Annotated in this window: 19 protein-coding genes; 12 read left to right on the top strand and 7 right to left on the bottom strand. The window is 71.1% G+C overall.

All coding sequences use genetic code 11. The features are described from left to right. Window positions 1-3 precede the first annotated feature (3 nt). From rpsK to rplQ, 4 genes are all read left to right on the top strand, one after another. Window positions 4-414 carry a 30S ribosomal protein S11 gene (gene rpsK, locus WME96_RS40715; protein ID WP_061614895.1) on the top strand — a complete coding sequence of 137 codons (411 nt, stop codon included), beginning with the start codon at window positions 4-6 and terminating at the stop codon, window positions 412-414. A gap of 11 nt (window positions 415-425) precedes the next feature. Beyond that, entirely contained in the window at window positions 426-1055 is a 630-nt protein-coding gene (gene rpsD / locus WME96_RS40710) for a 30S ribosomal protein S4 (protein ID WP_433930579.1), read from the top strand. A gap of 209 nt (window positions 1056-1264) precedes the next feature. Continuing rightward, window positions 1265-2305 (top strand): DNA-directed RNA polymerase subunit alpha, encoded by a 1041-nt coding sequence (locus WME96_RS40705; protein WP_012240545.1) that lies wholly within the window; start codon window positions 1265-1267, stop codon window positions 2303-2305. Window positions 2306-2325: 20 nt separating this feature from the next. Next, on the top strand, window positions 2326-2844 hold the full coding sequence (rplQ, locus tag WME96_RS40700) for a 50S ribosomal protein L17 (protein WP_437286941.1): 519 nt from the start codon (window positions 2326-2328) through the stop codon (window positions 2842-2844). Window positions 2845-2908: 64 nt separating this feature from the next. Here the strand turns inward: rplQ and WME96_RS40695 are convergent, their stop codons facing one another. Next, on the bottom strand, window positions 2909-4966 hold the full coding sequence (locus WME96_RS40695) for a hypothetical protein (protein ID WP_437286940.1): 2058 nt from the start codon (window positions 4964-4966) through the stop codon (window positions 2909-2911). A 5-nt stretch (window positions 4967-4971) separates the two neighbouring features. Beyond that, window positions 4972-5250, bottom strand: a complete 279-nt coding sequence (gene yccX, locus WME96_RS40690; protein ID WP_061609615.1) for an acylphosphatase — start codon at window positions 5248-5250, stop codon at window positions 4972-4974. 399 nt (window positions 5251-5649) lie between these two features. On the opposite strand from yccX, the gene rho reads away from it, so the two are divergent. The 4 genes from rho to WME96_RS40670 all read left to right on the top strand — a co-directional run bounded on the left by rho (window position 5650) and on the right by WME96_RS40670 (window position 11930). Beyond that, on the top strand, window positions 5650-6897 hold the full coding sequence (gene rho, locus WME96_RS40685; protein WP_012240541.1) for a transcription termination factor Rho: 1248 nt from the start codon (window positions 5650-5652) through the stop codon (window positions 6895-6897). A gap of 116 nt (window positions 6898-7013) precedes the next feature. Further along, entirely contained in the window at window positions 7014-9107 is a 2094-nt protein-coding gene (locus tag WME96_RS40680; protein ID WP_437286939.1) for a GAF domain-containing protein, read from the top strand. Window positions 9108-9156: 49 nt separating this feature from the next. Next, a complete protein-coding gene (locus tag WME96_RS40675; protein ID WP_437286938.1) occupies window positions 9157-10251 on the top strand; it encodes a (Fe-S)-binding protein in 1095 nt (364 codons plus the stop codon). Continuing rightward, entirely contained in the window at window positions 10248-11930 is a 1683-nt protein-coding gene (locus tag WME96_RS40670) for an ATP-binding protein (RefSeq protein ID WP_437286937.1), read from the top strand. Before WME96_RS40675 ends, WME96_RS40670 begins: the two co-directional genes overlap by 4 nt. 10 nt (window positions 11931-11940) lie before the next feature. Here the strand turns inward: WME96_RS40670 and WME96_RS40665 are convergent, their stop codons facing one another. From WME96_RS40665 to grxC, 5 genes are all read right to left on the bottom strand, one after another. Continuing rightward, a complete protein-coding gene (locus WME96_RS40665; protein ID WP_437286936.1) occupies window positions 11941-13488 on the bottom strand; it encodes a serine/threonine protein kinase in 1548 nt (515 codons plus the stop codon). 266 nt (window positions 13489-13754) lie between these two features. Further along, window positions 13755-15722, bottom strand: a complete 1968-nt coding sequence (gene acs / locus WME96_RS40660) for an acetate--CoA ligase (RefSeq protein ID WP_437286935.1) — start codon at window positions 15720-15722, stop codon at window positions 13755-13757. Between the two features lie 307 nt (window positions 15723-16029). Then, complete coding sequence (locus WME96_RS40655; protein WP_437286934.1) at window positions 16030-17262, bottom strand: hypothetical protein; 1233 nt, start codon at window positions 17260-17262, stop codon at window positions 16030-16032. 7 nt (window positions 17263-17269) lie between these two features. Continuing rightward, window positions 17270-18928, bottom strand: a complete 1659-nt coding sequence (locus WME96_RS40650) for a serine/threonine-protein kinase (RefSeq protein WP_437286933.1) — start codon at window positions 18926-18928, stop codon at window positions 17270-17272. A gap of 191 nt (window positions 18929-19119) precedes the next feature. Beyond that, a complete protein-coding gene (gene grxC, locus WME96_RS40645) occupies window positions 19120-19413 on the bottom strand; it encodes a glutaredoxin 3 (protein ID WP_437286932.1) in 294 nt (97 codons plus the stop codon). Window positions 19414-19493: 80 nt separating this feature from the next. Here grxC and WME96_RS40640 point away from each other — a divergent pair, with 80 nt between their 5' ends. The 4 genes from WME96_RS40640 (at window position 19494) to WME96_RS40625 (ending at window position 24013) form a co-directional block, all read left to right on the top strand. After that, window positions 19494-22112, top strand: coding sequence for an ATP-dependent Clp protease ATP-binding subunit (locus tag WME96_RS40640; RefSeq protein WP_437286931.1), 2619 nt, complete (start codon window positions 19494-19496; stop codon window positions 22110-22112). 271 nt (window positions 22113-22383) lie between these two features. Beyond that, window positions 22384-22692 carry a 50S ribosomal protein L21 gene (gene rplU / locus WME96_RS40635; RefSeq protein WP_437286930.1) on the top strand — a complete coding sequence of 103 codons (309 nt, stop codon included), beginning with the start codon at window positions 22384-22386 and terminating at the stop codon, window positions 22690-22692. A gap of 14 nt (window positions 22693-22706) precedes the next feature. Next, entirely contained in the window at window positions 22707-22964 is a 258-nt protein-coding gene (rpmA, locus tag WME96_RS40630) for a 50S ribosomal protein L27 (protein WP_061616234.1), read from the top strand. A gap of 218 nt (window positions 22965-23182) precedes the next feature. Next, window positions 23183-24013 (top strand): HAD family hydrolase, encoded by an 831-nt coding sequence (locus tag WME96_RS40625; protein WP_437286929.1) that lies wholly within the window; start codon window positions 23183-23185, stop codon window positions 24011-24013. The last annotated feature ends 105 nt before the right edge of the window (window positions 24014-24118 follow it).

Genomic DNA, 24118 nt, shown 5'->3' with positions numbered 1-24118 from the left:
GCCATGGCGCAAGCGAAGACGGCTGCCACCACCACCAAGACGAAGCAGAAGAAGAAGGTCAAGAAGAATGTGTCCGCGGGCATCGCGCACATTCAGTCGACCTTCAACAACACGGTCGTGACGATCACGGACATCAACGGCAACGCGATCGCGTGGTCGTCCGCTGGCGCTCGCGGCTTCAAGGGATCGCGCAAGTCGACGCCGTTCGCCGCGCAGCTCGCGGCGGAAGAGGCTGCGCGGCGCGCGCAGGAGCACGGCATGCGATCGGTCGCCGTGTTCGTGAAGGGGCCGGGGGCCGGGCGCGAGAGCGCGCTCCGCGCGCTCCAGACCGCTGGCTTCAAGGTGACGCTGATCAGGGACGTCACGCCGATCCCCCACAACGGTTGCCGGCCGCCGAAGCGGCGCAGGGTTTGAGGTAATTCACGATGGCTCGCTACATTGGTCCGGTCTGCAAGCTCTGCCGCCGCGAGGGGATGAAGCTCTACCTCAAGGGAGAGCGGTGCTACTCCGAGAAGTGCGCGTACACGCGGCGCCCGTATCCGCCCGGCCAGCACGGCCAGGGGCGCATCAAGCTGAGCGAGTACGCGGTGCGCCTGCGCGAGAAGCAAAAGGTGCGTCGCATCTACGGCGTGCTCGAGCGGCAGTTCAGCGGGTACTTCCAGGAGGCCAACCGGCGCAAGGGCCGGACGGGCGAGGAGATGCTCGCGCTCCTGGAGCGCCGGCTCGACAACGTGGTGCACCGGATGGGCTTCGGCTCGTCCCGCGCCGAGGCGCGCCAGCTCGTCCGGCACGGTCACGTCCACGTGAACGGCAAGCGGCTGGACATCCCGAGCTACGTGGTGCGGACCGGTGACCGGATCGACCTCACCGAGGGGGCGCGGAAGTTCAAGAGCGTCCTCGCGTCCGTCGGCGGCGCGGACAAGCGCCCGATCGCGAGCTGGATCGACGTGGATCGCGCGGCGTTCACCGGCGCGGTCAAGGGCGCTCCGATCCGCGAGGATCTGAACGAGCCGGAGATCCGCGAGCAGCTGGTCGTCGAGTACTACTCGCGCTGATCGCGCGAGGCGGCGCCGAGGAGGCAGCGGCGGGAGCGCACCTTGCGGGGTGCGGTCCCGCGCTGCGGGCTCCCCTCGGCGTCGTTTTCCTGCGCGCAGCGCGCGCAGGCGCATGGAGCCACGAATGCGGGCAGGAGGCGGCGCCGGACCGGTCGAGTGCGGCCGCGGCGTGAGACCTCCGCGCAGACCCATGAAGGAAGGAGATCGTCATGACGATGAACAACCCGAACCTCACGATGATCGCCCGGAACTGGCGCGATCTGATCCGGCCCAAGGGCATCTCGATCGACGCGGAGAGCGGGACGCAGTTCTACGCCAAGTTCACGTGTGAGCCCCTGGAGCGCGGCTTCGGGATCACGATCGGCAACTCGCTGCGCCGGGTGCTGCTCTCCTCCCTCCAGGGCGCGGCCGCGACGGCCATCCGCATCGAGGGGGCGCTCCACGAGTTCACCACGGTGCCGGACGTTGTCGAGGATGTCAGCGACATCATCCTCAACGTGAAGGAGGTCGTCTTCAAGGCGGCGACCCCGAAGACGTACTCGGTGCGGATCGACCGCGAGGGCCCCGGGCCCGTCTACGCGCGCGACATCCAGCTCGTCGAGGGGCTGTCGGTGCTCAACCCCGACCACCTCATCGCCGTGCTCGACAAGAAGGGGCCGCTCTCGATGGAGCTCACGGTCAACGTGGGCCGCGGCTACGTGCCCGCCGAGCGCAACAAGACGCCGACCATGCCCATCGGGACGATCCCGATCGACGCGCTGTTCTCGCCGATCCGCAAGGTGAACTACACCGTGCAGAACGCCCGCGTCGGGCAGGTGACGGATTACGACAAGCTGACGCTCGAGGTCTGGACCAACGGATCCGTCTCGCCGGCGGATGCGGTCGCGTTCGCCGCGAAGATCCTGAAGGAGCAGCTCTCCATCTGGGTGAACTTCGAGGAGAGCGAGGAGACGAGCTACCAGGCGGTGATGAGCGACGACGAGCCGCTCAACGAGAACCTGTTCCGCTCCGTCGAGGAGCTCGAGCTGAGCGTCCGCTCCGCGAACTGCCTGCAGAACGCGAACATCACGCTCATCGGCGAGCTCGTGCAGCGGACCGAGCAGGACATGCTCAAGACCAAGAACTTCGGTCGCAAGTCGCTGAAGGAAATCAAAGAGATCCTCGCGAACATGGGGCTCTCGCTCGGGATGAAGATCGACAACTGGCCGCAGCTCCTCGAGCGCTGGAAGGCGCAGCAGGCGCAGGCGTGAGTCGGTACTGAGGGAACGTCATGCGTCACAAGAAAGCGGGCAGGCAGTTTGGTCGGGATACCTCCAGCCGCAGGGCGATGCTTCGCAACCTGACGGCGAACCTGATCACCCACGAGCGGATCGAGACGACCGACGCCAAGGCGAAGGAGCTGCGCCGGGTGGCCGAGCGGCTCATCACCAAGGCGACGCGGCTCGGCAAGGTCGCGTACACCGCGCACACGGAGCTCAGCCCTGGTGACAGGGCGCGCCGGCTCCATGCCGAGCGGCTCGTCGGCAGCTACATCCCTCGCTGGGGCGTCGCGACCGACGGCAAGAAGGTCGACATCATCGCGAAGGTGATGATCGATCTCTCGAAGCGGTTCGAGGGTCGGCCGGGTGGTTACACGCGCATCATCAAGTTGGGACCGCGTCGCGGCGACAACGCGCCGATGAGCCTCATCGAGTTCATCGACGCGCCTGCGGTCGAGGACGCGCCCTCGCAGGCGGCTGAGCCGGTCGCGGCGGCGGAGCCGGCCACGCCGGCGACCACCGCGGGCTGAATCGGACCAGACCGGCGCCCCGCGGCGCCGGCGCAGTCACAGAGGCGCCGGGAGAGCGACGAGCTCACCCGGCGTCTTTGCTTTGTGGGCCGGTCGACGGCGGCTCCTGGTCCGCCTGCGACGGCGGGGGCGCGGCGCTGGCCGGCGGTGCCGTGTGCGACTGCGGGGGAGCGGCGCTGGGCTGTGGCGGAGACGGCGGCTCCGAGGCCGCGGGCGGCTGCGGGGGAGCGGCGCTGGGCTGTGGCGGAGACGGCGGCTCCGAGGCCGCGGGCGGCTGCGGGGGAGCGGCGCTGGGCTGTGGCGGAGACGGCGGCTCCGAGGCCGCGGGCGGCTGCGGGGGAGCGGCGCTGGCCTGCCGCGGCGCGGGCGCCGGGTCGCTCCGGCGGCGGGCGATGAAGAACATCGCCAGCATCGCCACGATGCCCACGGCTCCCGCGGCGATGTAGCGATTTTTCTGGCTCTTTCGCTCGGCGACCTTGTCCCCGAGCGACGCGAGCGCCGCCTTTGCGCCGGCGTGGGCGGGATCGAGCTCCAGCGCCCGCTCGAGCACGAACTTGTCCGGCGTGCCGCGATCGATGAGGAGCGCGCCTTCCAGGTAGGCGATCTCGGCGTCGATCTTCTTCGCGTGCTCGCCGGTCGGATCGAGGCGGAGCGCCTTGCGCAGCATCGCGAGGGCGTCCTCGCGACGTTCGTCGGCGAGCGACTTCGCCCGCTCCACGTAGGCCCCCACCATCTCCTTGCGCCGCTCGAAGAGCGGCGCGCGGGCGAGGACCTTGTCGAAGGCGTCGGTCGCCTCGGCCAGCTTGCCCGCGCTCGCCGCGGCGACGCCCTCGTCCATCAGCTGGTACACCTCGGCGAGGCGCGCGCGATCGTACGTCGCGAAGAGCTCGCGCGCGATGCGGTCCCACGACCACTCGCGCGGCGGCTTCTCGCCCGTGAGGTTCAGGTACGCGTCGCGGAGCTGCCAGATGCCCGGCTCGCCGATCGCGGAGATGGCCTCCCGGGCAGCGTCGCGCAGCCGCGCGCGGTCGCTGTTGCAGAAGCTCAGGACGGCGCGCATCGCGTCGACGTCGCGGACACGGCCGTACGCGCGCAGGACGTCGGCCAGGATCTGCGTGTCGTTCGACGCGATCGCCTCGCCAGGGATCGCTCGGCCGAGCAGGTCGAGCTGCTTGTTGGCCCACCGCTGGACGATCTTCGCGTCGTGCTGGCGCGCCTCAATCAGCGCGGGGACGGCCTTGTCGCGCAGCTTCGCGATCTGCCGCTGCAGGTCGATGCGGAGCAGCTCGCCGAAGTAGGCGTGGAGCGCGATGAGCTCGCGCACCGCCGGCGTCGTGCCCGCGGCGACGAGCATCCGCTCCATCGCGAGCAGCTTCACGACATCGCGCCACGCGCTGTCGCGCGGCCGCGGCGTGGCCAGCATGAAGTCCAGCCAGTCGCCCTCGCTCTCGTCCTTCTCGTCATCGGCGCCCTTCTTCGCGCCCTGATCGGCCCTGGCGTCCTTCCTGGTGTCGCCCGCGCCCTTCTTCTCGTCGGCAGCGCCCTTCTTCGCGTCCTTCTTGGCGTCTCCCGCGCCCTTCTTGGCATCGCCGGCGCCCTTCTTCGCGCCCTTGTCGGACTTCCCGTCCTTGGCGTCCGCGCCCTTCTTCTTGGCGTCGCGCCCGTCGTCATCCTTCTCGGACTTCAGCGCCTTGCGCCCCTCCCGGCGCGCCTCGGCGAGCACGCGCGGCGCCGCGTCCCGATCGAGCGAGCCGCGGATGTCCTGCACGCGCAGCCGCACCGCGTCGACGATGCCCGGGATCGGCTCATCCAGGCCCGCGCGGGCGTTCTCGCGCGAGCGCGCGTCCTGCGACGTGAGCTGGTCGAGCACGCGATCGAGCTCGCGGATCGCGGTGATGTCGGGCTCCGGACGGGCGATCGGCGCGAGGCGCGGGAGCTCCGGCAACGTGGACGAGGCCGCCGCCGCGGCGCCCGCATCGCGGTCCAGCGCGGCGTGCGCCGAACGCGACGCGAGCGGCGCCCCCACGAGCAGGCTGAGCAGCACGAGCCACGCGCCCGTCGGCCTGTAGCGCCGCGACGGCCGTGCACCCGCGTTTCCCTGATCGGACAGACCGCGTGCCAAGTCCCTCAATCCGTGATGCGGAAGTCGAAGAAGTCGCCCGAGAAGCCGCGCCACCGGACGTCGACGCGCTCGACGCGCGCCGCACTCGGGCCGCGGTTGGCCCAGGCAATGAGCTCCTTGAGCTCGTCCTCCTCACCCTCGGCGAGGACCTCGACGCTGCCGTCGGCGCGGTTCTTCACCCAGCCGGTGAGACCGAGCCGCTTGGCCTCGCGCTGCGTGGAGGCACGAAAAAAGACGCCCTGGACGCGACCGCGGACGAACAGTTGAACCTGTTTGAGCCCCATGGAACCAGCTTGACTTAGCCGCGCGTCCGGAGGGAGGCAACTTCAGGCAGCGCCAGGGCGCTCCGGGCAGTTCGCGGCGGTTCGCCCCCGCCGTTCCGCGCGAGCGCGGCGCGGACGACCCCCATGTCCAGGGCCGCCGGCGCGCATTGACAGAGCAAACGCGCTTGATAGAGTCGCCGCCCGATCGGCAAGCGCAGCCCGCCGATCGAGCGACATGAACGTGAGGGGCGCCGGTGACGAGGCGAGCCCTCTTCCCCCTGGCGACCCGCCGACATCGACGACATGCTCGGCCCCGCCTCGGGCCCGACCCGCTAGACCCCCCCAACCAGAAACCATCGACCGACGGCCTCCACGCCCTTGACAGGGAGAGCGCTGTCGCATCCTGGAGCTTTCCGACTCATGCACCTCAGGGAACTGAAGCAGAAACCGATGGCCGAGCTCGTCCAGATGGCGAAGGGGCTCAACATCGAGGGCGCTGCCGGGCTGCGCAAGCAGGAGGTCATCTTCGCGCTCCTGCAGGCCCACGCCGCGCAGGACCAGCCGGTCTACGGCGAGGGCGTCCTCGAATGCCTGCCCGACGGCTTCGGCTTCCTGCGGGCGCCGGACTACAACTACCTGCCGGGCCCGGACGACATCTACGTCTCGCCGTCCCAGATCCGGCGCTTCAACCTCCGCACCGGCGACAGCGTGAGCGGCTCGATCCGGCCGCCCAAGGAGCGCGAGGCGTACTTCGCGCTGCTCAAGGTCGACAAGATCAACGGCGAGCCCCCGGAGGTCGCCCGCGACAAGATCCTCTTCGACAACCTGACGCCGCTCTACCCGCAGCAGAAGTTCAACATCGAGAACGGGACGAAGAGCTTCTCGACCCGCATCATCGACATGCTCTGCCCCATCGGCAAAGGGCAGCGCTGCCTCATCGTCTCGCCGCCCCGCGCCGGCAAGACGGTCCTGCTCCAGCAGATCGCGAACGCGATCTCCGCGAACCACCCGGACACGACCCTCATCGTGCTGCTCATCGACGAGCGCCCGGAAGAGGTCACCGACATGCAGCGCACCGTGAAGGGCGAGGTGATCAGCTCGACCTTCGACGAGCCGCCGACGCGCCACGTGCAGGTCGCCGAGATGGTGATCGAGAAGGCCAAGCGCCTCGTCGAGCACAAGCACGACGTCGTGATCCTCCTCGACTCGATCACCCGCCTGGCGCGCGCCTACAACACCGTCGTCCCGCCGAGCGGGAAGATCCTGTCCGGCGGCGTCGACTCGAACGCGCTCCACAAGCCGAAGCGGTTCTTCGGCGCCGCGCGCAATGTCGAGGAGGGCGGATCGCTGACGATCGTCGCGACCGCGCTCGTCGACACCGGCTCGCGCATGGACGAGGTCATCTTCGAGGAGTTCAAGGGGACGGGTAACAGCGAGATCCACCTCGATCGCAAGCTGATGGAGAAGCGGATCTTCCCCTGCCTCGACATCAACAAGAGCGCGACCCGCAAGGAAGAGCTGCTGCTCCCGGAGTGGATCCTCCAGCGCGTGTGGCTGCTCCGCCAGCTCCTGCATCCCCTCAACGTCATCGACTCGATGGAATTCCTCCTGGACAAGGTGAGCCGCACCGAGACCAATCAGGAGTTCCTCGAGAGCATGAACCAGTAGCCGCTCGTCTTGGGGGCGCTCCCGGCGGACGTCGGGGGCGCTCTCTGCCGAACGGACGCGTCGCGCCGGGGCCCGCGCGCGCGCTCCCCCGGGCGAAGTCGTGTTAGCGTCTCCCGGTGACCGCGAAGGCGGAACAACGCACGAAGGCGCTACAAGCTCGTATTCAGGAGCTGGAGGCGCGGCTCGCCCAGGCCGAGAAGACCGTGCAGGCGCTCCGGGACGTCGGGCTCGCGCTCGGCAGCACCCTGGATCTCGATCAGCTCCTCGCGCTCATCCTGAACAAGATCACCGAGCTGCTCGACGCGGACAGGGCGACCCTCTACCTGCTCGACGAGCAGCGCCAGCGGCTGTTCTCGCGGATCGTCATCGGCGAGGAGGCGCGCGCGATCGAGCTGCCCGTCGGCGCCGGGATCGCCGGCCACGTCGCCAAGGTCGGGCGCACCGTCCGCGTGAAGGACGCCTACCGGGATCGCCGGTTCTCGCGCGACTGGGACGACGTGACGGGGTACCGCACCCGCTCGATCCTCGCCGCGCCCATGAAGAACCACGTCGGGCGGACGATCGGGGTCATCCAGGTCCTGAACAAGCACGGCGAAGGGGAGTTCTCGGTCCACGACGAGGAGCTCCTGAGCGCGCTGGCGACGCAGGCGGCCGTCTCGATCGACAACTCGCGGCTGTTCCTGTCGGTCATCCAGAAGAACACGCAGCTCGTCGAGACCAAGGAGCAGCTCGAGCACCGCGTGAGCGACCTCAAGCTGCTCTTCGAGCTCGAGAGCGCGATGGGACGCGCGACCACGATGGAGGACCTCGCGCGCGCGGTGATCACGTCGGCCGGCAGGGCGTGCGAGGCGCGCGCGGGGGCGATGCTCGTCGACGAGATCGAGGGCGGCCTCGTCCTTTACTTCTTCGACCTCGCCGCCTTCGAGGAGGGCAGCCCGCCGCCGCGCTCGCCCGCGTCCGGCGACGAGCCCGAGGGGGTGGTGGACGCGTCTCCGCCGAGGCTCGAGGTCAAGCGCATCGCCATGCGCCGCGGCGAGGGGATCGTCGGCCGCGCCATGGTGCACAACGAGGCCGTGTGGTTCTCGAGCGAGGGCGGCGGCGACGAGGGAGACACGCCGGTGTCGCCCCGGCTCGCCCAGCTCCTCGGCGCGGAGCTGAAGACGGCGATCGCCGTGCCGCTCGAGGGCGAGGACGCCGTCCCGATCGGCGCCATGGCGCTCTACAACTCCAGGAAACCGCACGGCTTTTCGAAGGACGATCGCGCGCTCCTGCGGCTCGTGTCGGCCAACGCGTCGACCGCGCTGCGGCTGTTCCGCTCGCGCCTCGAGCGGGAGCAGAGCGAGCGGCTCACCACGATCGGGCGCCTGCTCTCGGGGGTGATGCACGACGTGCGCACCCCGCTCACGGTGATCAGCGGGTACGTCCAGCTCATGGCCGGCGCGCCGGACGCGGCGACGCGGGAGGATCACGCGAGGCTGATCCTCAAGCAGTTCGACGTGATCAGCGCGATGCAGCGCGAGGTGCTGGAGTTCGCGCGCGGCGAGCGGAGCATCCTCGTCCGCAAGGTGTACCTGACCAAGTTCTTCGGCGACATCGAGAAGCAGCTCGAGCAGGAGCTCGCCGGGACCGGCGTGACGCTGTCGCTCGTGCTCGAGGACCGCGGGACGGCGCGGTTCGACGAGGCGAAGATGACGCGGCTCCTGCACAACCTCGTCCGCAACGCGGCCGACGCGATGCGGCCGGGCGGCGGCAGGGTGACGATCCGCGCCTACCGCGACGGGGGCGACCTCGCGATCAGCGTCGCCGATACGGGCAAGGGGATCCCGAAGGAGATCCAGGGACGGCTCTTCCAGTCGTTCGTCACTGCGGGCAAGCGGGGCGGTACCGGGCTCGGGCTCGCGATCGTGAAGAAGATCGTCGACGAGCACGCCGGGACGATCAAGGTCGAGTCGTCCGACAAGGGCGCGAAGTTCACGATCCGCCTGCCCCAGGAGAGCGCGCCGTCGCGGTCCTCGACGCCCGCGGCCGCGGAGGGCGCGGCGGAGGCGCCGTCGCGGCTCGCATCGACGGACGGCGAGCCAGCGACCAGGCCGAGCGCGGAGGCGGCGCCGGTCGTCCACGAGGGCTCGCCGCGCCGCAGGCCGGCGGGCTCATCACCCCCAGCGAACGAGCGAGGCAGGCGCTCGTCGAGCAGCGGCTCGGACGCGTGACGCGCCCCCGCCGCTTGCACGAGGCGCGTCCGATGGAGAGACTCGAACGGTGCCCCAGCTCCGCCTGAAGCTCCTCGAGCCGCACCGGACGTCGCTCGAGAAGTGCGTCTACTGCCCCAAGCTCTCCCGCGCCGCGTGCCCCGTGTCGAACGTCGAGGCGAACGAGACGGTCACGCCGTGGGGGAAGATGTCGATGGCGTACTTCGCCGGGCGCGGCGACGTGCCGCTCGACGCGCGCCACGCGGAGCCCGCATGGGCGTGCTCGGGCTGTTACGCGTGCCGCGAGCGCTGCGACCACAAGAACGAGGTGGCCACGGTGCTGACCGACGCGCGCGCGGAGTTCTTCGCGCGCGGCCTCGCGCCGGAGGGGGCCAGGCGCGCGGCGGAGCGCTTCTGGGCCCGCGAGGAGGGCGGGGATGGCGAGCCGGACGCGCGCGCCCGCGCGGCCGCGGGCGCGCCAGGGGCGGTCCGCGTGCTGGTCGGCTGCGGCTACGTCCGCCACGCGCCGGACGTCGCAGAGGACGCGCTCGACGCGACCGAGGCGCTGATCGGCGCTCCCGTCCGCCCGGTGCGCGCCTGCTGCGGGTTGCCGCTCCTCTACGCGGGCGATCGGCCGGGCTTCGCGGCCGCGGCGCGGCGGCTCGCCGCCGAGGTGGCGGAGGGAGAGCGGTTCGTCGCCGTCGACCCCGGGTGCGCGCGCGCCGTGCGCGTCGAGTACGCGCGCGCCGGCGTGGACGTGAAGGCGCCGGAGCTGTTCGTCGACCTCGCGGTCGCCTCGCTGGACCGGCTGCAGCGGTCGGCGTCGGAGCGGCGGGTGCGCTACCACGACCCTTGCCAGCTCGGGCGCGGCCTCGATCGCTACGACGCGCCGCGGGAGATCCTCGCCCGCATCATGGGGCGGCCGCCGGAGGAGTTCATCCACCGCCGCGAGCACGCCGACTGCAGCGGGGGCGGCGGCCTCGTGCCCGCCACGCGCCCCGCCTCGTCCGCCGCCATCGCCGACGGGAGGATCGCGGAGCACCGCGCGCTCGGCGGCGGGCTGCTCGTGACCCACTGCGCGCAGAGCCTCCGGCGGTTCAGGTCGCGGGGCGAGCCCGCGGAGGACCTCGCGAGCCTGATCGCGCGGGCCGTCGCGCCGCGATGACCGCGCCGGCGCCGGCCGTGGACGGCGCGCGCGGCGGCGCCGCGGGCCCGGAGGGGCGCGCGCCGCACAAGCGGCGCACGGTCGCGGGCAGGCTCCTCGCGAGCTACCTCGTGGTGCTGGCCGCCTTCGCGCTGACCGTCGGCTGGAGCGTCCAGGCGCTCCGGGCCGCGTCGCGCGACGCCCAGCTCTTGCGCGCCGGGTACGTCCCGCTGCTGCTCCGCATCGGCGAGGTGCTGGCGGAGCAGAACGTCTTCAACGCCCAGCTCAACCACATCACCGCCGCGAAGAACCCGGGCGACGTGCGCGAGTGGATCGAGACCGCCCGGCGGACCCGGCCGCTCGCCTTCTCGATCGTCAAGGATGCTGCCCGTGCGCTCGCCGGAGCCGACGAGAAGGCGGCCGGCGGGGACGCGGGCGTCGGGCAGGCGGCCGCCTCGTCGGGCGTGCGGCGGTTCAGCGAGGAGATCGCGGCCGAGGTGGCGGCGATCGAGCGGCTCGTGGGGGCGAGCCCCGAGCGGTTCTCTCAGCTCTTCCAGGCGCTCGCCGTCGGCAACCGCGAGCTCGCCGAGCGCACGCGCGACGAGCTGGTCAAGCGCGAGGTCGAGGGGGCGCAGCGGCTGCGGGCGATCAAGAGCCGCGTCGAGGAGCAGATGGAGACCCTCACCGTCGAGGCGCGGCGGCGCGAGGAGCGCTCGATGCACCTGCTCCTCGGGCTGGGCGTGCTGACGCTGCTCGTCGGCGTGATGATGTCGCTGTATGCGCGGCGCGTGCTCGCCCCGCTCACCGCGGTCACGGAGCGGGCGAACGCGGTCGCGCGCGGCGACCTCACGCCGAAGCAGGTGCTCGCGACGAACGACGAGATCGGCGAGCTCGCGACGACGTTCGAGGACATGGTCGCCGCGATCCGCCGCGCGCGCGCCGAGCTCGTGAACGCCGAGCGGCTGGCGGCGATCGGGAAGATGGCGGCGCACGTCACGCACGAGATCAGGAACCCGCTGTCGTCGATCGGGCTCAACCTCGAGCTGCTCGAGGAGGAGGTGGCGCGCGCCTCCGCCGAGGGCACGCCCGACGCGGAGCTCAGGCCCGTGATGAAGGAGTCGGCCCAGCTCGTCACGGCGATCCGCGCCGAGGTGGACCGTCTGTCGCGCATCGCGGAGCAGTACCTCAGCGTCGCCCGGCGCCCCCGCCCGCGGCTCGTGCCCGAGCGCGTCGACGACCTGGTGCAGGAGCTCGTGGCGTTCGTGCGCCCCGAGCTCGATCGCGCCGGCGTCGCGGTCCGCGTCGCGGTGGACGAGGCGGGGCCGGAGATCCTCCTCGACGAGTCGCAGCTCCGTCAGGCGCTCCTGAACCTGCTCCGCAACGCGCGCGAGGCGATGCCCAAGGGCGGCGAGATCGTGGTGAGCGTCAGCTTCTCGAGCGGCGTCGCGACCATCGCGGTCGACGACACGGGCCCCGGCGTGCCGGAGGAGCTGCGGGCGTCCATCTTCGACCCGTTCTTCACGACCAAGCAGCGCGGGACGGGGCTCGGGCTCGCCGTGACGCGCGACATCATCGAGGCGCACGGCGGCACGATCTCATGCGAGGCGCGCGCGACGGGGGGCACGCGGTTCCGGATCACGCTGCCCGCCGGCGGCGCGCCGGCCCAGGGCCGCGCCGCGGAGGAGCTCGAGGCGCTCTGAGCCGCGCCGGCTACCTCGGCCCGTCCAGGTACTCGAGGGCGATCCCCATGAGAAGGAAGCCCACGACGGCGAACAGGATCGCCGCCAGCACGTAAACGATGGTCCGGAACGTCCGCGCCGGCGGCTGCGCCGGAGGCCGCTGCTCGATCGGCTCCGGACCGCCGGGGCCAGCCAGCCCCGAGCTCACCGAACCCATGCTGGGCCGCGTGGGCTTGTAGATGAGCGTCGGCCCCTGGCTGGTCGACCCGGCCGAGCTGTCCTCGGAGAGGTCCAGGATCCTCGGCGGCCCCGCGGGTGGGGGTGCGATCGGAACCGCGAGCTCGCTGGCCGCGTTGTTCAGCACCATGGTGCCGTTCGGGCCGGTCCACTGCATGGGCGGCGCGGAAAGCTGTCCGCCGGCCGCGTTCCCCGCGTGCGACGGGCGCTGGTCCTCGGTCTGCGCGAGCGGCGGCTCCCCGAAGCCGTGGGCCGCCAGATCATGCCCGCTGGCCGGGCGCGCCATGGCCCCGACCGGCGCCTGCGCCCCTGGATCGGTCTGCGTGCGGATCAGGACGGGGTCGACCGGCGGCTGCAGGTTCTTGAGCGCGCCGGAGGACGGGGGCTTGACGGTCTGCGGGGGGACGGGCGTGACGAGCGCGTTCCCGGCCACGTTGCCGCTGGCCAGGGACGCGCGCGAGGCGCTGATCGGGTGGCTGGAGGGCCTCGCCGGCCGCAGCTCCCGCCACGCGGTGAGCCCCTCGAGCGCGCTCTGGAAGCGGTCGGCGGGCTCGCGCGCCAGGCCCTTCGCGAGGAACGCCTCGAGCCGCGGATCGACCGGGCCGTCCATCGCTTCGGCGAGCTTCCGCGCGTCGGTCTTCTGCTTCATCTCGACCATGATGAGCAGGTTGCGCGCCTGGTAAGGGAGCTGGCCGCTCATCGACTGGTAGATCATCGTGGCGCAGGCGTAGATGTCCGCGCGGTGGTCGACCGTCTTCGCCTTCCCGATCTGCTCGGGCGGCATGAACGAGAAGGTGCCGAGGCTCTGCCCCATCTCGGTGAGCGTCTCCCCGCCCATCTCCTTCGGCAGCTTGGAGATGCCGAAGTCGAGGATCTTGACCCGCGTCGATCCGTCGGGGCGCGCCTCCAGGTACACGTTCGACGGCTTCAGATCGCGGTGGATGATGCCGGCGCGGTGCGCGTCGGCGAGGCCCATCCAGACCTGCTCGATGATCGGGTGCAGCTCCTCGAAGCCGATCGGCCCCGTGCGCTTCAGCCGATCGATCAGCGACTCGCCTTCGAGCAGCTCGAACACGAGCACGATGCCGTGCTCGGGGTCCTCCTCGACGTCGAGGATCTCGGTGACGTGGTCGCTGTTGATCGAGCCCGCCGCGCGCGCCTCGCGACGGAACCGCTCGGCGGCGGACGACTTGGCCTTCGAGTCGGCGCGCAGGAGCTTGATCGCGACCTGGCGGCCGGTGCGGATGTTCTCCGCAGCGAACACCTCACCCATGCCGCCACGGCCGAGCTGGCGGATGATGCGATACCGGTTCGCAACGACGGTTCCAGCTTCGAGCTCCAAAAGCGCCTCGCCACAGATTATCCCCCGCGCCGACGCGGCGGATCAAATTCTCCGGCGCGAACGAGGAGATCCGACCGTCGACCGCAGGCCGCAGGCCGTGAGCCGCCGCCGTCCTGCGCTGGTCGGGGACGGCGAAAGAGCCGTGATGCCGAGCTCTTCCATGATTTCTCCGCCCTCTCGCTGGCGATCCAGCGCCTCCCCCATCCCGCGCGATGCCGTCTCGTCGGCCGCAGGGGCACGCCCGTGCCCCTGCGCCGAGGCGAGGGTCACTCGTCTTCCTGCTGCCGGAGCTTCGCCACGACGCTCAGATCCTCCAGCGTCGAGGTGTCGCCGGTCATCTCCCGGCCCGCGGCGACGTCCTTCAGCAGCCGGCGCATGATCTTGCCGCTGCGGGTCTTCGGCAGCGCGTCCGCGAAGCGGATCGTGTCGGGGCGCGCGAACTTGCCGATCTCCTTGGCCACGTGCTCGGCGAGCTTGCCCTGGAGCTCCGGCCCGGCCGCGAACCCCGGCCGGAGCGAGACGAAGACCACGAGCGCCTGCCCCTTGAGATCGTCCGGACGGCCGACCGCGGCCGCCTCCGCGACCGCGGGGTGAGAGACGAGCGCGCTCTCGATCTCGGCCGTGCCGATGCGGTGGCCGGCCACGTTCAGCACGTCGTCGATGCGCCCGACGACCCAGTAATAGCCGTCGTCGTCGCGGCGCGCGCCGTCGCCCGTGAAGTAGCAGCCCTCGATGTCGCTGAAGTATTGCCTGCGGAAGCGATCGTCGTCGCCCCACACGGTGCGCAGCATCGACGGCCACGGCTTCTTCAGGACGAGCAGCCCGCCCTCGCCGGCGGCCACCGGCTTGCCGTCCTTCGTCACGACCTCGGGCACGACGCCGAATATCGGCAGCCCGGTCGACCCCGGCTTCGAGTGCACCGCGCCGGGCAGCGTGGTCATCATGATCGCCCCGGTCTCGGTCTGCCACCAGGTGTCCACGATCGGGCAGCGGCCGCCGCCGATGGTCCGGTGGTACCAGATCCACGCCTCGGGGTTGATCGGCTCGCCGACCGAGCCGAGGAGCCGCAGGCTCGAGAGATCGCTCTTCGCGGGCCACTCGTCCCCTTGCCGCATGAAGGCGCGGATGGCCGTGGGGGCGGTGTAGAGGATGGTCACCCCGTGCTTCTCGATCAGCCGCCAGAAGCGACCCCAGTCGGGGAAGTTCGGCGCGCCCTCGTACATGAGGCACGTCGCTCCGTTCGAGAGCGGGCCGTAGACGATGTAGCTGTGCCCCGTCACCCAGCCGACGTCGGCGGTGCACCAGTAGACGTCGTCGTCGCGCAGGTCGAAGACGTACTTCGTCGTGACGTGCACGTTGACCAGGTAGCCCGCGGTCGTGTGGAGCACCCCCTTGGGTTTCCCGGTCGAGCCGCTCGTGTAGAGGATGAACAGCGGGTGCTCGGCGTCGACGACGGTCGGCTCGCAGGAGGGCGAGGCCTGGGCGAGCAGATCGTGCCAGAAGACGTCGCGACCCTCCGTCATCTGCACCTCGCAGCGCTCGCTGCCGATGTGCTGGTACACGATGACGCGCGTCGCGCTCTTCGCCTCCGGCTGCGCGAGCGCCTTGTCGACGGTGGCCTTGAGCGGCACGACCTGCCCGCGCCGGTACGCGCCGTCCTGCGTGATGACGAGCTTGGCCTGGCTGTCGTGGATGCGGTCGCGGAGCGCGTCCGCGGCGAAGCCGCCGAAGACCACGGTGTGGACCGCGCCGAGCCGGGCACAGGCGAGCATCGCGACGGCGACCTCGGGGACCATGCCCATGTAGATCGCGACCCGGTCGCCCTTCTCGATGCCGAGGCGCTTGAGCGCGTTCGCGAGCAGCAGCGTCTCGCGGTGGAGCTGGGCGTAGGTGAGCGTGCGCGTGGCGCCGTGCTCCCCCTCCCAGATGATCGCGGCCTTGTTCCTGGTGGCCGTCGTCAGGTGTCGATCGAGGCAGCTCTCGGTGACGTTGAGCGTCGCGCCGAGGAACCACTTCACGTGCGGCAGGGACCAGTCGCTGGTCGTGGTCCACGGCGTGCGGAACACGAGGTCGCCCGCCTCGCGGCGCCAGAACGCGTCCGGCTGCTCGATGCTCTCGCGGTAGAGCGCCTCGTAGGTCTCCCGCGCGCCGACGCGCGCACGACGCGAGAACTCGGCCGGCGGCTCGAACCGGCGCGTCTCCTTGAGCAACGACGTGATGGCATCTTGCGACATGGTCACCCCTTGAGGGGACGGCGAAGTCCGATCCCCGGCCTACGTTGGAGGGGACGGCGAAGGCCGATCCCCGACCCATGTTGAAGAGGACGGCGAAGTCCGATCCCCGACCTACGTTGAAGAGGACGCGAAGTCCGATCCCCGACCTACGTTGAAGGGGACGGCAAAAGCCGATCCCCGGCCCATGTTCCCCGCTGGAAAGATCGGCGAACCATCTCCGACTCCCCGCGAGGGCGTGCGAGAATACATCCGCCGAGCGGCAGAACAAGGATGGAACGAGCTAGCCGCCGGGCTCGGCGCGGCCCGATCACCAGAACGCGTAGCCGGCGTGCAAGCTGCCGCCGAGATGCAGCAGCACGGAGGAGTAGAGCGGGGGGCCGTCCTCGCCCTGCTCGTAGTCGATTCCTCGCGACGACTGGAAGTAGCTGTCCAGCGAGAACCCGAGGAGCACCCCGTCGAGGTCGAGCTCGACCCCTGCCTCGGAGAAGACGAACGCGTTCACCCCCGAGGCGGGGTTGCACCGGCCGCCGCAGATGTCCCCGTCCGTCGTGCCGACGTTGTGGAACCGCACCTCGTCATAGGTGAGGCCGCCGCCGATGGAGCCCACGAACCTCCAGGTCTGCCCGGGGGTCATCAACCGGACATTCAACCCGAGGCGCGTCGAGCCGAGCGTGTAGCTGGCGTTCTGGTAGGCCGTGTCGTCCGATTCGATGTTGATGTTCGCGTACTGGAGCATCAGGTCGAACGCCGCGGGGGTGTTCACCCGGTAGCCCACCCGGATCGAGCCGGCGCCGCCGCTGTTCGCCTCCGGCTTCGGGAAGGCCCGAGGATGGCCGAGCGGCCAGAGCAGCGACGCTGCGCCGATCACGTAGTAGCCCTGCGGCGCCAGCGAGAGGGGCACCGGCCGCGGCGCTGGCGGGGGCGGCGGCGGCGTGAACGGCTCCGCCTCCGGGGGCGCGGCGGGACGCTCCCGCGCCAGCGACAGCTTCACCCGCTTGCCGCGCTCGCCGCTCACCACCGTGATGCTCTGCTCGGCGCTCACGTGGCCGTCGGCGCGCGCGCCGATGCGGTGCACCCCGGGCCCGAGCTCCACGACCCGCGTCCCGGACGACGAGGGGGGGTGCTCCTGGCCGTCGATGAACAGCGTCGCGCTCTGCGGGCTGAGCTCGATCGTGACCTGGGCGAGCAGCGCGCGCATCTCCTCGATGGCGCTGCGCGCGGTCTTCTCGTCGCTCTCGTCCATCGTGTCGCGGTGCTGCGCGAGCGCGCGCTCGAGCGCCGCGATCGCCCGCGGGTAGTTGAAGAGGGCCTTCTCGGCGAGCGCGATGTTGAACAGCGGGCTGGCCTTCGGCTTCTCCTTGTAGGCCGCCTCGAACTCGACGATCGCCGCCGGGTAGTTCCGGTCCTGGAACAGCTTGATGCCGTTCTCCATGTGCTGCCGGTACGGCTCGACCTGCGCGAGCGCCGGCGAGAGCTGCAGGGCCAGCCCGAGCGTGGCGGCGCAGAGCGCGAGCGGGAGTCGTCCGTGCGATCGGCCCAAGCCCGCCTCAGTCCACCTTGAGCTGCAGACCCGCCGCGACCCCCGCCGGCTTCGACGTCACGACCGCCGGGGTGGCCTGGCTCGACGCGGCGGGCTTCGCGCCGGTGCCCGCGCCCCTCGGGCGCGCCGCGAAGGGGAGCGTCGCCGTCTTCTTCGCGCTCGGCGCGGCCCTGGGGGGCGGGGCGGGCGCGGTGGGCGCCGGCTCCGCGGTCGTCTCGATCGCCGCAGGCACCGGCGTGACGGCCAGCGGCAGCGGCTGGAGCAGGACCTCGATCGGGGTGCTGCCGGCCTGGAGCGTCACTTCCTTGTCCACGGGCGTGTAGCCGGAGGCCTCGACCCGGACCCGCTTCGTCTCGCCCGTGCGCCCGCGCAGCGTGCGATCGACCAGGGCCACGCCGTCGACGGTGAAGCGCGCGCCCTCGGCGTTCGTCCGGAGCTCGATCGAGACGTGGGCGGCAGGCGCCGGCGCGATGGCCGCCGTCCCTTCCGCCGGCGAGCGGCGCGCGTGGAGGACCGCGCCGGCGAGCCCGCCGATCAGCGAGAGCAGCGCGATCGCGACGAGCACGAGCCGCCGCGGTCCTCGCGCGCCGGTGCGCCCGTTGCTCACCCAGCCCACCTTCGAGCCGCTGCCGGGCACCTCGAGCGTCGGATCCAACCCGATGTCCGGGTCGGCCGGCGTCTGCTTCGCCGGCGTGCGCCCGGGCACGCCAGGCGAGATCGCCGCGGGCACGGTCAGCTCGTCGCTCGAGCTGCGCCGCGGCCCGAGGAGCCCGCCAGCCGCCCCGATCAGCGCGTCCAGAAAATCCCTTGCGGAGGAGAACCGCTGGTCCCGGTCCCGCGTGAGCGCCTTCGCGATGACGCGCGCGATCGGCTCGGGGACGGCCGGGTTGCTCATCCGCACGTCCTGCGCGTCCTTCATGCAGATGTTGACGATCACCTGCTCGTACGAGTTGCCGCTGTGCGGCGGGTGCCCGGTGAGGCACTCGTAGAGGATCGCGCCGACAGCCCAGAGGTCGGTCCTGCCGTCCACGTCGGGCAGCGCCTGCGCCTGCTCGGGCGACATGTAGAACGGCGTGCCGAGGACCGTGCCCTCCCGCGTCAGCGTGTGGGCCGGCGCGCCGTCGACGCGGCGCACCTTCGAGATGCCGAAGTCCAGGATCTTGGCGAAGTTCGGGTCGTCGTCGCGGTCGACCAGGAAGATGTTGTCCGGCTTGAGGTCGCGGTGGACGATGCCCGCCTCGTGGGCGCGGTGCAGGCCGCGGAGGATCTGCGCGGTCACGTGGAGCGCCTCGCCGAGCTCGATCCTGCCGCAGCGCCGGATGCGGTGGCCGAGGTCCTCGCCGCGGAGCAGCTCCATGACGAGGAAGGGGATGTCGTCGGCGAAGCCGGCGTCGAAGATCTCGACGATGTGCGCGCTCTCGACGGCGCTCGCCGCCTGCGCCTCGCGGTGGAACCGCGCGACCGAGTCCTTGTTCTGCGCGAGGTCGGCGTCGACGAACTTCATCGCGACGCGCTTGCCGATGGCGGTGTTGACCGCCTCGTAGACCATGCCCATGCCGCCACGGCCGATCACCCGTACGATTTCGTACTTCTGCACCCGCTTTCCGACGAGCGACCCCTCGACCGGCTGAGTCGCTGCGGCAGTGGTGTCGGTGCTGCTAGGCATGGCGGTTGCGACTCTGAGGGGGCGGGGTGGGCGGAGCCGATGAAGCCCTATGGACGAACGGTATCAAAGAAAGCTGCGCCCCGTCCCCGCGCGGCAGCTTATCACCTACCCACGCCGGGGTGCACCTTCGCCGGCGGCAGCCCAGGGGCGCCGGGCCGGGGTCTCCGTCGCACCTCGCCTGCCTGCGCCGCTCAGCGCGGCATGGCGGGTGCGTCCGCGCGCGGCGCCTCGGCGAGCCGCGCATCGAGCGCGCCCTGCTTCTCCAGGGCCGAGAGCTCGCTGAATCCGCCGACGCTGTCCCCGTTGATGAAGATCTGCGGGACGGTCCGCTGCCCGGAGGCCTTGACCAGCCAGGCGCGGAGGTCGTCGCGGTCCTCCACGTTGATCTGCGTGAAGCGCACCTGCTTCTGGGTCAGCAGGCGCTTCGCCATGGTGCAGTATCCGCAGTATTCGGTGACGTAGATGGTGACTTCGGCTGCTTGCATGGGCATCTCGTCCTCTTTCCTTTCCCGGGACGGCCAAAGATGCAAGCGCACAGGGCCCTTCCTTGGGGTAGGCTGCGCGCATGGCCGAGAAAGAGGGGACGATTCACCTCGATCGCTATACCGGCGACGCGAAGCAAGTCGTCGCCGGCGCCCAGCAGATCGCGGACGAGCGCCAGCACACCGAGGTCACGCCGCTGCACCTGCTGACGAGGCTGCTCGAGCGTGACCGGGGGGTATCCGAGGTGTTTCGGCGGGCCGGAGCCGACCCGAACGAGGTGCTCCAGCTCGCCGAGAACGCGCTGAAGAAGCTGCCCAGGGCGGGCGGCGGGGTGGCGTACGTGAGCCCGCGCCTGCTCGACCTGCTCGGGCGCGCCGAGCGGGAGGCGACCCGCGACAAGTCGGCGAACGTGGGCATCGAGCACCTGCTCCACGCGCTCGCCCAGGAGATCCGCGGGCCCGCGGGGGAGATCCTGTCCTCGTTCGGCATCGGCCCCGGGGCGTTCCGGCCACACCTCGGCGCGCTGGAGGCGGCTTCGCGGGAGCCGTCGCCCACGCCGGCGAGCGCGTCGGAGCCGGGCCAGCCCGCGCCCTACACCCGGGACCTCGTCGCCGACGCCCGCGAGGGGCGGTTCGATCCGGTGATCGGGCGGGACGTCGAGGCGCGCCGCCTGCTGCAGATCCTCGAGCGGCGGTTCAAGAACCACCCGCTCATCGTCGGCGAGCCCGGCGTGGGCAAGACCGCGCTCATCCGGGGCCTCGCCGACCGGATCGCCCACGGGGACGTGCCCACGAACCTGGCCGGGGCCCACCTCTACGAGCTCGACACCGGCGCGCTGGTCGCCGGGGCGAAGCTGCGCGGCGAGATCGAGCAGCGCCTCAAGGTGCTCGTCGATCGCCTGCGCGGCGAGCAGGACGCCGAGAGCATCCTCGTCGTCGAGGACCTCGACGCGCTCTTCGGCCAGGGGGTGCAGGGCGCCGGCGTCGGCGAGCTCCTGAAGCCGCTGCTGTCGCGCGGCGAGATCCGGATCATCGCCACGACGACGCCGGAAGGCGTGCGCAAGATCAACGAGCGCGACCCCGGGATCATCCGCCGGTTCTCGACGATCACGCTGGAGGCGCCGAGCATCGATCAGGCGACGGAGATCCTGCGGGGGATCGCGACGAAGTACGAGGCCCACCACCGCGTCCGCGTGGGGGAGAGCGCCATCGCCTCGGCGGTCGCGCTGGCCAAGCGGTACATCTCGGATCGCGCGCTCCCCGACACGGCGGTGGACCTGCTCGACGAGACGTCTGCCCGCAAGCGGGTGGAGGTTGACGGGGTGCCGGCCGAGCTCGACGCGCTCAGCCGGCGCGTCGACGCGCTGCGCGCCCAGATCGCCGCGCTCGCCGACGACGACGACAAGCTGAGCGTCCAGACCCGCACGCGGCTGGAGGCGGAGCTCGCCGAGATCGAGCCGAAGGCGTCGTCGATGCGGACCCGCAACGCGTCGCGTCGCGGCGTCATCGCGGCGTGCCAGTCCATCCGCCGGGAGCTCGTCGCCGCGACGGACGCCTTGAAGGCGGCCCAGCGCGACAAGGCGTTCGCGAAGATCGGCGAGCTCGAGCACGTCACGATCCCGGAGATCAAGCGGCGGCTGCAGGCGGCCGAGGAGGCGGCGCAGCGGGAGGGGGTCGCGCCGACGTCGAACGTCGTCAGCGAGTCGGACGTGGCGGCGACGCTCAACGACTGGACCGGCATCCCGGTGGCGAAGATGCTCGAGGGCGAGGCCGAGAAGCTCCTCAAGATGGAGGAGCGGCTCGCGCAGCGCGTGGTGGGCCAGGACGAGGCGGTGCGCGCGATCGCGAAGGCGGTGCGGCGCGGGCGCGTGGGGCTGCGCGATCCGGGCAAGCCGATCGGCTCGTTCCTGTTCCTCGGGCCGAGCGGCGTCGGCAAGACGGAGCTCGCGAAGGCGCTCGCCGAGTTCCTGTTCGACGACGAGCAGGCGCTGACGCGCATGGACATGAGCGAGTTCATGGAGCGCCACATGGCCCAGCGCCTGATCGGCGCGCCGCCGGGCTACGCGGACAGCGAGCAGGGCGGCTTCCTCACCGAGGCCGCCCGGCGCCGGCCGTACAGCGTGCTCCTGTTCGACGAGGTCGAGAAGGCCCACGCGGACGTGTTCAACCTGCTGCTCCAGATCCTCGACGACGGCCGGCTGACCGACGGCCGCGGGCGGCTCGCCGACTTCTCGAACACGGTCGTGATCATGACGTCGAACATCGGGTCGAAGCGCGTGCTCGACACCGACGCGAAGCTCTGGTCGACGGAGGACGGGCGCGAGGCGATCCGCGACGTGCTGCTCGAGGAGCTGCGCGGGTTCTTCCGCCCCGAGTTCCTGAACCGCATCGACGACATCGTCGTCTTCAAGGCGCTCAGCAAGGAGGATCTCCGGGGCATCGTGGACATCCAGCTCCGCCGCCTCGAGCAGCTCCTCACGGACAAGGACATCCGCCTGGCGCTCACGGACGCCGCGAAGGCGCGGCTCGTCGAGCTCGGCTACGAGCCGAGCCTCGGCGCGCGCCCGCTGAAGCGGGCCATCCTGCGCGAGCTCCAGAACCCGCTCGCCGAGACGATCCTGGCCGGCGGGTACCAGGCCGGCCAGAAGATGCTGGTCGACGTGGTCGACGAGAAGTTCGTCTTCACCAAGGCCGAGGGGTAGCGAGCTGGGCCGTGGTCCGGGGTCGCGTCGGACGCGGGCTTCGCCTGCGGGCCGTCTGCGGGCTGCCAGCGCGCAGCCGGCGCTGGCAGCGCGCGGGCGGCCGCGGGCTGTTTCCCCGGGAGAAGAACCTGGGCGAGGGCGCTGCGAACCTCTTGCCAAGCCGGAGAAGGTCCGTATACTGCCGCTCCCTCGCTCACCGGGCCCTCCGATCGAGGGCAATTGCGTGACGTAAGGTGAGGGATCGCGGTCCCCAGGTTGAGGAAGACGCACCATGTACGCGGTCATCAAGACGGGCGGCAAGCAGTATCGGGTCGCCGAAGGTCAGAAGCTCCGGGTCGAGAAGCTTGCCGGCAATGCCGGTGACAAGGTCACGTTCAGCGAGGTGCTCCTCGTCGGCGGTGACTCCCCCAAGATTGGCAAGCCCCTCGTGAGCGGCGCCTCCGTCGCGGCCGAGATCACCGGGCAGGACCGCGGCAAGAAGATCGTGGTCTTCAAGTTCAAGCGCCGGAAGAACTTCCGCCGCAAGAACGGCCACCGGCAGCCGTACACCGAGCTCAAGATCACCGGCATCACCGCCTAGCAGGAGAGGTAGACATGGCTCACAAAAAAGGCGGCGGCTCCTCCAGGAACGGCCGCGACTCGAACGCGCAGCGCCGCGGGGTGAAGATCTACGCCGGGGAGCCCGTTCGCGCGGGCAGCATCCTCGTCCGGCAGGTCGGCTCCTCGATCCACGCCGGCCACAACGTCGGCACCGGCCGCGATTTCACGCTCTTCGCCCTCGTCGACGGCGTCGTGAAGTACGAGTGGAAGTCCAACACCAAGAAGCAGGTGTCGGTCTACCCGGGCTCCTGAGCCCTCCTTCCGGATACCGCGCCGAGCGCGGTGCCATCCAGTCCAGCTAGCTCCGCCTGCCACCCAGCGTGTGCTCTCGAGCTGCTCAAGGCGTTGCTTGATGAACGTCGCGAGCGGCTCGAGACCGGCAAGAGCGAGCTCGCAAACCTGCAGTACTTCGAGCGAGCTCGACTGTCAGTCCGGGCGGCGCAGCAGCTCGTCGGACAGAGCGTAGCGCGGTGACCACCTACAAGCTCCTCGCCCTCGATGTCGACGGGACCCTCGTCCGTCGTGATGGATCCATCCACGAGGACGACCTCCTCGCCATCCAGCGGCTCCAGGCGGCCGGCGTCCCGGTCTCCATCGCGACGGGGCGTCTGTACTCGGGGACGCGCGAGGTCGCGCGGCGGGTCGGCATCGTCGGCCCGATCGCGTGCGTCGACGGCAGCCACATCGTGCACACCGAGGGCGACGCGCACCTGTACTCGCGGACGATCTCGGGCGCCGAGGCGGCGCTCCTGCGCTCGATCACCGAGCGGCACGCGACGGCGTCGTTCCTCTTCGCGCAGGACAGCATCGTCCACGACGCGACCGGCGCGCCGCACGTCCACTATGTCCGGGGGTGGTCGACCGCCATCGCCGAGGTCGAGCGGGTCACGTCGCACCCGTACTGGGAGCACGAGCACGGCCTGCTCGGGCTGGTGGCGATCGGGACCGAGTCCCAGGTCATGGCCGCCGTCGAGGAGGTCCGGTCCGAGCTCGGCCAGGCGGCGTTCGTCGTCTCGTTCCCCCTCCTGCACGACGTCTTCGCGATGCTGGTCCGCGCCGCCGGGCCCACCAAGGGGACGGCGATCGCGTGGCTCGCAGAGCACTACCAGTGCTCGCCGTCGGACGTGGTCGTGGTCGGCGACTGGCTCAACGACCTGCCGATGTTCGAGGTCGCCGGGCGCTCCTTCGCGATGGGGCAGGCGCCCGAGAACGTGAAGCAGGCCGCGACGGACCGCCTGGACGCCGACGGCCTTCTGGGCGGCGGCATCGCCGAAGCGATCCGCCGCGCCTTCGGTCGCTGAGCGCCGGTCAGGTTGCTGCGGTGAGCCTCTTCTGCTGATTGCTGAGCTGAGCGAGGGCGATGGCCCCGCGAGGGCGAGCGGCTGCTGTTCGTTGCTGAGCTGCTG

Source organism: Sorangium sp. So ce406, from assembly GCF_051474675.1.
Classification (GTDB): Bacteria; Myxococcota_A; Polyangia; order Polyangiales; family Polyangiaceae; genus Sorangium; species Sorangium cellulosum_G.
The sequence above is the reverse complement of the archived record's forward strand: the minus strand, read 5'-3'. Positions and strand labels throughout refer to the sequence as shown.

Coding starts and splice junctions, on each gene's coding strand:
- rpsK (WP_061614895.1), top strand. CDS start 4: ATGGCGCAAGCGAAGACGGCTGCCACCACCACCAAGACGAAGCAGAAG.
- rpsD (WP_433930579.1), top strand. CDS start 426: ATGGCTCGCTACATTGGTCCGGTCTGCAAGCTCTGCCGCCGCGAGGGG.
- WME96_RS40705 (WP_012240545.1), top strand. CDS start 1,265: ATGACGATGAACAACCCGAACCTCACGATGATCGCCCGGAACTGGCGC.
- rplQ (WP_437286941.1), top strand. CDS start 2,326: ATGCGTCACAAGAAAGCGGGCAGGCAGTTTGGTCGGGATACCTCCAGC.
- yccX (WP_061609615.1), bottom strand. CDS start 5,250: ATGGGGCTCAAACAGGTTCAACTGTTCGTCCGCGGTCGCGTCCAGGGC.
- rho (WP_012240541.1), top strand. CDS start 5,650: ATGCACCTCAGGGAACTGAAGCAGAAACCGATGGCCGAGCTCGTCCAG.
- WME96_RS40670 (WP_437286937.1), top strand. CDS start 10,248: ATGACCGCGCCGGCGCCGGCCGTGGACGGCGCGCGCGGCGGCGCCGCG.
- acs (WP_437286935.1), bottom strand. CDS start 15,722: ATGTCGCAAGATGCCATCACGTCGTTGCTCAAGGAGACGCGCCGGTTC.
- WME96_RS40650 (WP_437286933.1), bottom strand. CDS start 18,928: ATGCCTAGCAGCACCGACACCACTGCCGCAGCGACTCAGCCGGTCGAG.
- grxC (WP_437286932.1), bottom strand. CDS start 19,413: ATGCAAGCAGCCGAAGTCACCATCTACGTCACCGAATACTGCGGATAC.
- WME96_RS40640 (WP_437286931.1), top strand. CDS start 19,494: ATGGCCGAGAAAGAGGGGACGATTCACCTCGATCGCTATACCGGCGAC.
- rplU (WP_437286930.1), top strand. CDS start 22,384: ATGTACGCGGTCATCAAGACGGGCGGCAAGCAGTATCGGGTCGCCGAA.
- rpmA (WP_061616234.1), top strand. CDS start 22,707: ATGGCTCACAAAAAAGGCGGCGGCTCCTCCAGGAACGGCCGCGACTCG.